Here is a 9,007-nt window from a genome sequence, read left to right as displayed (position 1 = left end):
CGGCATCGCCATCAGCATGGACGGCAAAGGGGCTTGGCGGGACAACGTGTTCGTCGAGCGGTTGTGGCGCAGCGTCAAGTACGAGGAGGTGTATCTGCGAGTTGCTGCCAGTCCCGGCTGTTGCGAGCGAAGCGCGAGACCTCCCGGGCGCAAACCGCACCAACCTTACCGAAGGCAAACCTCCGCTACCATTCGCTCGAAACCGGCGCGTTGTACGCCGCCGGCGGCTGAACGACCGAGATCATGATCGATCACTTCAACCTCTGTCCACCCGAGCGCCGTGAGCCGGTCCCGCATGGCGTATTGCAACGCACTGCTCTCGCGATTGTGCAGCACCTGATGTGCCGAGGATTGGCGAACGTAAAGAATCGCCTTGCGCTCCAGATGATGAGGCCTGACCTTGTCAGAGATCATGATCGACCTCCTTCGCGGGCGGCATTGCTGTCATCGCAGCATGGTCGAGGATCAACTGCGTCATCAGGCTCGTGAGGGCCGCCCGGGCTTCCGCCGGCAGCTCCGACAATGCGGGTGCGCCGATGGCGCCGTTCGACAGGCCGCTCCCGAACAGATCCATCTGCTGCTGCGGCCGCGGTTGTCGATTGTGTCGGTATCCGCTCCCTGGCATTGCCGTCTGCCGACATGGGTCTCTCCCCGATTCTGGTCGTGAGAGGCTCTGGATGCGCCAGAAAGCAGGGCAGCTGATGGCTTTCGATCCATCAACGCCAGATCGAGAAGCGCAGAAAGCACTGCAAGTGCGGTTATGCTGACAAATGGCCGAGCTGCCAAACGCTCGGGGTCAGGGCGTACCGTCCGGTCGAACATCCATGCCGGTACTTCAATCCAACGATCTGCTTGCGACCCGTCCAGCGTGCAGCGAAAAACGATATCACCGGCCTCGTCGATGGCCCCATGAACGCAAACTCGGCGACCAAACCACGGATGATATCGATAAAGAACCTCGCGAAGAACGGTCCTGTGGGCGTTCTCAAACCTTGTTGTACAACGACGCCCGGCCGCGCAGTGCGCTGGGCAACTCACACCGACCGAACACGCCAACCGCAGCGATCCTGGGGGAGCAACGGGCGGTAGCTGCGCTATGCCGAGGGCTCCTCGCCACGCCACCTTGCTCCACCGGGCCCGATGGGCTCAAATGTCACCGGGACTCTCCCCATTGCTGGATGAACCGAGGGGCTCCTACCACCATGCTGACGTTTGAAGATGACTTTGCACTCAGCGCGGCTATTCCCGGCGGGGTGCTGCTTTAGCTCGTTAAATGCATATCGCATTGGCAACAAGCGTGGCGTGCTCGTGAACGAAAGCGTCGCTTTGTCCGATCCAGGTGAGGAATTTCGTCCATACGAGGCCTTACATTAGAGAAATGCGACTTTTCGAGACTGCTAGGATGATGGTGATCACCTCGACCGTCATGGCCAACCTTAACAACACGACAGGCAACATGTCCCGACACAGCGCTAATCGAGAAGCATTTATTTCTTTCCCATCTTGCTCCATCTTGCCGTAAGTGACCCCACGATGACAACACTCTCATCTGCGCTTCCGACCATCAATAAGCGTCACACCGATTGTCGGCGATATCCGGACGGGGTCACCTTTATGGATGGACAATACCTACCGATGTCGGAAGCTAAGATCTCAGTACTCGATTGGGGTTTGCTGCACTCCGATGCGACCTATGATACGGTGCACGTCTGGAACGGCAGGTTCTTCCGGTTGGATTTGCACATCGATCGCTTCTTCGCGGGAATCGAGCGTCTTCGGATGAAGGTTCCTTACGACCGTGAGAAGCTGGTATCCATCCTTAGCAATTGTGTCGCGTTGTCCGGCCATAAGTCGGCTTATGTGGAGATGATCTGCACGCGCGGGTCATCGCCGACATTCAGTCGAGATCCCCGCCAAGCTGAGAACCAGTTCATCGCGTTTGCAATTCCGTTTGGATCGGTTGCGAACAAACAACAGTTGCAGCGGGGCTTGCGCGTAGCCATCAGTGATACTGTTCGCATCCCGCCCACATCAGTCGATCCTGCGATCAAGAACTATCATTGGCTTGACCTTGTTAAAGGTCTGTTCGATGCCTACGACAGGGGAGCCGAAACAGCGCTGATCTTGGATACCAACGGTAATGTCGCCGAAGGACCCGGCTTCAATGTGTTCGTTGTCAAAAGTGGGGCGTTGAAGACACCGGAGTTCGGAGTCCTACCGGGTATCACGCGCCGGACTGTATTCGATCTCTGCGCGCAACTCGGCTTTTCGATCGCCGCTGCCGACCTCAGTCCTAGCGAACTCAGGGCTGCTGACGAGGTGTTTATCACGTCGACAGCCGGCGGCATTATGCCTGTGACCAGCGTGGATGGCGCTCCTGTCGCTTCCGGTCAGGTCGGGTCCGTAACGCGCCGGCTGATGGACCTTTACTGGCACAAGCATGATGATCCGGCTTGGTCGACAACTGTCCTTTATCCTTGATAGAGATCCGGGCTTCACCGGCGCAAGGTGTTGAATGCCCTTGCGGTGAATTCGCGCGGGATGGCCGGCGCTCATCCGCTTCAGGTGAGTGCCTCGATTTGCACAGGTCACTTCTCGCCGCATCAAATTGAGCGAGGACCTCAATCTGGGGCAACGGTGTACTAGCTCCCGACATGTCCGTCCTAGCGTAGCAATATTGCACGGCATTAGCGATGAATGACTCCATAATTGCTCATCTCAATGGTGAGCTAGCACGGTTGAAGTCTGCCGGCCTCTATAAGAGGGAACGCGTCATCACCTCGATGCAGGCGGCGCAGATTCAGGTCGTGGATGGCGGCAATGTGCTTAACTTGTGTGCCAACAATTATCTGGGGCTCGCAGATGACAAGGAAATGCGAGAGGCAGCCAAGGAAGCGATCGACCGCTATGGCTATGGCATGGCATCAGTGCGCTTTATCTGCGGCACGCAAGAAGAGCACAAGCTACTCGAGAATCGCATTTCATCTTTTCTTGGCACAGAAGATACGATCCTCTATTCCTCCTGCTTCGACGCTAATGCCGGGCTGTTCGAGACCCTGATAGGGGACGAAGACGCTGTTATTTCCGACGAGCTCAACCATGCCTCGATCATCGACGGTGTCCGACTCTCGAAAGCAAAGCGATTCCGTTACGCAAATAATGATATGGTCTCGCTGGAAGAGGAATTGAAGAGGGCGGAAGACAGACGCTTCAAACTCATCGCGACCGATGGTGTGTTTTCCATGGACGGCATTATCGCCGATCTCCGCGGTGTGTGTGATCTAGCGGATAAGTATTGCGCTATGGTCATGGTGGACGACAGCCACGCCGTCGGCGTTCTGGGGCGGCATGGTCGTGGCTCGCCCGAACATTGCGGTGTCGAGGGCCGCGTCGACATCCTGACAGGAACGTTAGGCAAGGCTTTGGGTGGAGCGTCGGGCGGATACACGTCAGGAAAGCGCGAGGTAATCGAGTGGCTGCGCCAGCGTTCGCGGCCATATTTGTTCTCCAATACTTTGATGCCGGCGATCGCCGGGGCGTCCTTGAAGGCGCTCGATATCATCCAGCGTAGCAACGCTTCGCGGGAACAATTGTCGGCCAATTCAGAACGATTTCGCTCGAAGATGAGCAAGGCTGGGTTCGCGCTCGCAGGCGCGGACCATCCAATCATCCCGGTCATGTTAGGTGATGCGATGCTCGCGCAACAGATGTCGGAAAAATTGCTTCAACGCGGCGTCTATGTGATCAGCTTCTCTTTCCCGGTAGTCCCGAAGGGGCGGGCGCGAATCCGAACGCAGATGTCAGCGGCACATTCGGCAACGGATATCGACCGTGCGATTGACGCGTTCACTGAGGTAGGCAGAGAATTGGAGGTTATCTGAGTTGGGATTAAAGCCCTTCCTCAACTAGGGCTGCGGCTCCGCTGTCGGCGGAAGCAGTATACTGTTTGAAGGGGTTGGACAGCCGGGCGGACTAAACACCCGACTAAGATGGGGGGCCGGCCGGCAGACCTACGCTCGTGGCGTCAGTCGGGTGTGCGGCTCACTTTGCCTGCCAGGCCTTTAGCGCTTTAAAACCTCGCAATGTTACTCCTTATGGAGGAAGTCGACCCCTAATGTCCCGCTTTCGGTGAAATTCGGCTTCGGGCGGAGATTATGATGATATCGAAAAAGAGCCGCTTCGTCGATTAATCCAAAAGTGTGGGAGGGAAGTGAATGAATCTACTGGTCAATCGCAGGCGTCTCCTGCAGGCGAGCTCCGCCGCTTTAACCACGGGCGCGCTGTTTTCTGTGGCGGGTCGCTCAGCGGAAAAGGCTTCAGATGAGGTCCGAGTAACCGTCGGCGGGGGTGATTATGGGAGGGCTAACATCGAAGCTTACGTTAAACCGTTTCAAGAGGAGACCGGAATCAAGGTAATTCCGATCACCGATGACGTCAACACGGCGCAGCTCGAGCTGATGGTAACCACGAAGAATGTCACCGTCGACGTAGTCGAGCTAACTCAGGGCACCGCGACTACTATAGCCGCAAAAGGTATCTTGCAGGATATTGACTATTCTATCTTCAGCAGGGACGAGTTAAACGGTATCGTAGAGTTCGCCAAGCAGCCGTACGGTGTTGCTGCGCTCATTTACTCTTATGTTATGGTCTACAATACTGAGAAGTTTCCGGCAAACAAGCCGCGACCGACTTCTTGGGCCGACTTCTGGGATGTCAAACAATTTCCCGCAACTCGCGTCCTTATGTCTGGGCAAGGCGGTTCGTCCGGTCCTTGGGAGGAGGCGCTCCTGGCGGATGGTGTCGCGGGCGACCAGCTTTACCCCCTGGATATCGACCGCATCTTTGCGAGCTTGGACAGGATCAGGCCTCACATTCGCAAATGGTGGGTGAGTGGGTCCGAAATCCAGCAGATTATGCATGATAAGGTGGCCGGCCTCGGGAACTCGTTCGACGGCCGCGCGAGTTTATTGATTGATAAGGGCGCACCGGTAGAAATCAATCGCAACCAAGCCAAGTTGGCCTGGAACTACTGGGCGATCCCGAAGGGGAGTCCAAACGCGCAGAACGCACAGCGATTTATCGAGTTCGCCACACGGGCCGCGCGCCAGGCGGCGTTCGCTAAGCGCGTCTCCTATGGGCCGAGCAATCGCAATGCCTTTAAGCTGTTGCCGGAGAATGTTGGTCGCAAACTCGCTAGCCATCCTGACTACATAACGAGCAGCATTCCAATCAATACGCAATGGTACGCTGAAAAAGGATCAGATGGCCGATCGAATACTGAGCGGCTCATCCAGCGCTGGAACGAATGGATCCTTCAGTAGTGACCGCTCGCTCGGTTGCCCCACGATGGTCGCTCCGCGGCTCAAGGATGTGGCTTGCATCGGAGTACCTCGCGATGCGTGCACAGGACCCGCAGTCGGCCACCTATGAGCGTGCCCCTCCTAAGAGTTGGCTAGGGCAGTCGACGCGGATTGTCGAATTTACTCTAATGGTTCTGGGCGTCAGCTATGAATGCGCATGATATGGCTACCTTGGCGCTTCCAAAGGATCAGCGGTTTGCAGATGACTGCAGTCGCGCACAGATCGAATTTTGCAACGTTACAAAGTTGTATGGATCGGTTGCTGCGGTGAGGGCTCTATCGTTGACCGTTAGTAGCGGCGAATTTCTTACCATTCTCGGTCCGAGCGGATCTGGGAAGACTACTACTCTGATGCTACTTGCCGGGTTTGAGTCACCCAACGAAGGCGATATACGGATCGCAGGAAGATCCGTTGCATCGGTGCCTTCCTATAGGCGCGACCAAGGTATCGTCTTTCAGAGCTATGCACTATTTCCACATCTCACGGTACGGCGTAATCTAGAATTTCCGCTTGAAATGCGCGGCATGAAGGTCGGCGAGAGAACCAAACGAGTCGACCAAATTCTGGAGCGCGTTCACCTTTCCGGTTTCGACGGGCGCATGCCGTCGCAACTAAGTGGCGGTCAGCAGCAGCGTGTGGCGCTTGCCCGTGCGTTGATTGCCGATCCTCCGATTCTGTTGCTCGATGAGCCGTTGGGCGCACTCGACCGCAATCTGCGCGAGCAGATGCAAGGCGAGATCAAGAGCTTGCACAAGGAATTTGGTATTACCACGGTTTGCGTCACACACGATCAGGAGGAGGCGTTGACATTATCGGATCGTGTCGTGGTCATGCGCGCCGGACGCATTGAGCAAGTCGACACACCCGAAGCCCTTTACGATCGCCCGGCGACCCGGTTCGTTGCCACTTTTCTGGGCGAGGCGAACATCCTCGAGAACTCAACTTTCGACGTCGAATCCGGCCCGATCCCCTCGGCCGGAGCCGTTGCCATGATTCGGCCGGAGCGCATCCGCATCGGCCCTTCCACAGGAGCAAAGCGTGTGGATTCGGAGGAGCGCCAGTCTGTCAGCGGAACCGTCAATGACATGATCTATGCAGGCGCCGTGCGCAAATACCAAGTGTGCGTCGGCAACGATGTCCTTGTTGTGCGTGAGCACGTTGCGTCGGGAAAGCCCACATTCCTACCGGGCAGCGAGGTGCGGCTCGATTGGCTGCGGTCGGACATCCGATTTGTTACACCATGAGGTCGACGGATACATGAAGACATTTCAACACTTCCCCCGCACGCCTGTCTGCCTCGCTGTACCAGCGCTAACGATCCTGCTCGTCGTATTTGGAATGCCGATTGTTCGGCTGTTCCTGACCAGCGTTAATGCGCCGGCCTTTTCTGTCGGCAATTATCAGGCATTCCTTGGACAGCCGGCGAATGTACGAGTTCTCTTCCAGACCATCGAAATGAGCATCGTGGCGACTGCGCTCTGCGTTCTCTTTGGCTATCCCACGGCATACGTGATTGCGGCCTCTCCGAAGCGTCTGCGCACCGCGCTTCTTGTGTTCGTTGTCATCCCTTATCTGACCAGCCTGTTGGTCCGGACCTATGCATGGATCGTAATTCTTGGCGATCGCGGCTTGATCAATAATGCGCTGCTCAATTTCGGCCTGATTTCTAATCCCCTGCCGCTCCTCTACAGTCGGTTTGCTGTCTACATCGGAATGGTACACATCATGCTGCCGATGATGATTCTTCCGTTAGTTAGTGTGATGGTTGGCATTGACAGGTCCCTCGTGGCAGCCGCGCGTAGCATGGGGGCGCGGCCTCTCGTGGCATTTTGGCGCGTCTTCTTCCCCCTCACTCTGCCAGGCCTCCGCAGCGGAACTCTCTTGATTTTTGTTCTTTGTCTAGGCTTCTACATCACTCCCGCTGCTTTAGGAGGATTGCGCGATGCAATGCTGTCGACTTTCATTGCAGCGCAAGTTGCGAGTTCCTTTAACTTGGCACAGATCGCAGCCTCTTCTTTTGTCCTCCTGAGTGTTGCGGCAATCGTGCTCTCCCTGTTTGGTCTCGATCTTTCCGGCAAGCAGAAAGGCACCGAACGACCAAGGCGAACGAGTCCCAGGTGGCCGTCCTCATTTGCTGCGCTGAAAAGATGTTTCATCCAGCTTGCTACTTCTCATCGGGCGAACCGTTGGGCTGCTCACCTCTATCAGCCGGGTCGAAATGACTCGCGCTGGAACTTTGCCGGCGCGATATTCGTCGCAAGTGTCATGTTCTATTTACTGGCTCCGAGCGTCGTAGTTATTATCATGTCTTTCAGTTCAGGGGCTTTTCTAGAGTTCCCACCCTCGGGATTTTCTCTGCAGTGGTATCGCTCTTTCTTTGGTGATCCATCGTGGACCGACGCTGCCTGGACTAGTGTTCAAATCGGCGTAGCGGTCGCTCTCCTCTCGACTTTCGTCGGGACGCTCGCGGCTTATGGCCTCAACCGCACATTTGCACGTCTGCGGAGTTCCCTCACCATGATGATCCTCATGCCTATCACGTTTCCTAGCATAGTCGTGGCTATCGCGACGTATCTCGGCCTCCTGAACGTTGGGCTGATTGGCTCGAAAACCGGAATTGTCTTGGCGCACAGCATCGGTGCAATTGGGTATGTTGTCGTGATCGTCTCGGCTACCCTCGCGAATTTTGACCGGCGACTCGAGCAGGCTGCGATGAGCATGCGCGCCGGGCCGCTTCAGACCGCCAGAAGGGTGACGCTGCCACTCATCATGCCGGGTATCATCGGGGGCACCGTATTCGCCTTCATCCACTCCTTCGATGAGGTGGTTATATCCTCGCTTGTCAGTGGCTTCTCTATCCGTACATTGCCGCTGAAAATGTGGGAAAATATCCGCCACGCGATAGACCCGACGATCGCCGCCGTGGCGTCGATGCTGGTCCTTCTACCCGTTCTCTGGTTGTTTGCTATCTACATGACATGGTGGAGATCGAGACCGGAACGTCAGCGTACTCTTGCGAGCGTACCGACTTGAGCGACTTGAAACAGGTTGAATTGCATCCGAGGCTGAGTTGCAAATCGGTTTCGCAGGAATTTTCGGCGCGGTGCGAGGCCGATGTACCCACCAGCATCTGGCAAGAAGGATCGCTATTGCTGGCCGCCTCACTCGACTTGTGAGGCAGCTTCATCAGTGCTCGGCTCAGGCGTTGTCGCGAGCTAGATCGTGCTCGACGACGCGAACTGCCGATCAATGCGTACTCCACGGTTTCGAGGCTGCAACGCATCGATGATCTTTCACAGCTTCACAGCCGCTCCGGATAATCTGTTGTGATCTACTGCGAGTACGCTCGCATCGTCGATCGCCATCAGGAAAGCGTCGGACTTTCCCGTCATACGCAGAATTTCGGCACAGCAAGACGGCATGGAGAAATAATCAGCTTTGCAAGTCGGTACTGTAGGCGGGTCCGGAGTTAGCGCATTCCAGAGACGAGTGCGATCGCGCCGGGGTATTCTCGGTCATCGGTCCTGACATGAGACGAACGCAAAAGCAGGTGTGCGTCTCTAGACCCTCCATGGAGAACTATATGAACCAGATAAGCTCAGTGATTCCATTTACTGGTGTTCCTTTCCCAAGGGCGGAATACGAG

General features: G+C 56.2%; 7 protein-coding genes and 1 pseudogene. 6 read left to right on the top strand and 2 right to left on the bottom strand.

What is annotated here, in order from left to right; genetic code table 11:
* Window positions 1-247: pseudogene (locus IVB27_RS43685) on the top strand (hypothetical protein); the annotation flags it as partial.
* Here the strand turns inward: IVB27_RS43685 and IVB27_RS25090 are convergent.
* A complete protein-coding gene (locus IVB27_RS25090; RefSeq protein ID WP_247445844.1) occupies window positions 166-414 on the bottom strand; it encodes a recombinase family protein in 249 nt (82 codons plus the stop codon). The pseudogene IVB27_RS43685 and the gene IVB27_RS25090 overlap by 82 nt on opposite strands.
* Window positions 404-574 (bottom strand): hypothetical protein, encoded by a 171-nt coding sequence (locus tag IVB27_RS25085; protein WP_247445843.1) that lies wholly within the window; start codon window positions 572-574, stop codon window positions 404-406. The genes IVB27_RS25090 and IVB27_RS25085 overlap by 11 nt, the downstream gene beginning before the upstream one ends.
* Window positions 575-1,533: 959 nt before the next feature.
* Here IVB27_RS25085 and IVB27_RS25080 point away from each other — a divergent pair.
* The 5 genes from IVB27_RS25080 to IVB27_RS25060 all read left to right on the top strand — a co-directional run bounded on the left by IVB27_RS25080 (window position 1,534) and on the right by IVB27_RS25060 (window position 8,394).
* Window positions 1,534-2,481, top strand: coding sequence for an aminotransferase class IV (locus IVB27_RS25080; RefSeq protein WP_247445842.1), 948 nt, complete (start codon window positions 1,534-1,536; stop codon window positions 2,479-2,481).
* Between the two features lie 212 nt (window positions 2,482-2,693).
* The gene (kbl, locus tag IVB27_RS25075; protein ID WP_247445840.1) at window positions 2,694-3,881 is read left to right on the top strand and encodes a glycine C-acetyltransferase; all 1,188 of its coding nucleotides are present in this window, start codon (window positions 2,694-2,696) and stop codon (window positions 3,879-3,881) included.
* Window positions 3,882-4,214: 333 nt separating this feature from the next.
* Window positions 4,215-5,321, top strand: coding sequence for an ABC transporter substrate-binding protein (locus tag IVB27_RS25070; protein WP_247445839.1), 1,107 nt, complete (start codon window positions 4,215-4,217; stop codon window positions 5,319-5,321).
* 201 nt (window positions 5,322-5,522) lie between these two features.
* Window positions 5,523-6,605, top strand: coding sequence for an ABC transporter ATP-binding protein (locus tag IVB27_RS25065; RefSeq protein WP_247445845.1), 1,083 nt, complete (start codon window positions 5,523-5,525; stop codon window positions 6,603-6,605).
* 13 nt (window positions 6,606-6,618) lie between these two features.
* A complete protein-coding gene (locus IVB27_RS25060; protein ID WP_247445838.1) occupies window positions 6,619-8,394 on the top strand; it encodes an ABC transporter permease subunit in 1,776 nt (591 codons plus the stop codon).
* Window positions 8,395-9,007 lie beyond the last annotated feature (613 nt).

The organism is Bradyrhizobium sp. 197, from assembly GCF_023073375.1.
Classification (GTDB): Bacteria; Pseudomonadota; Alphaproteobacteria; order Rhizobiales; family Xanthobacteraceae; genus Bradyrhizobium.
The sequence above is the reverse complement of the archived record's forward strand: the minus strand, read 5'-3'. Positions and strand labels throughout refer to the sequence as shown.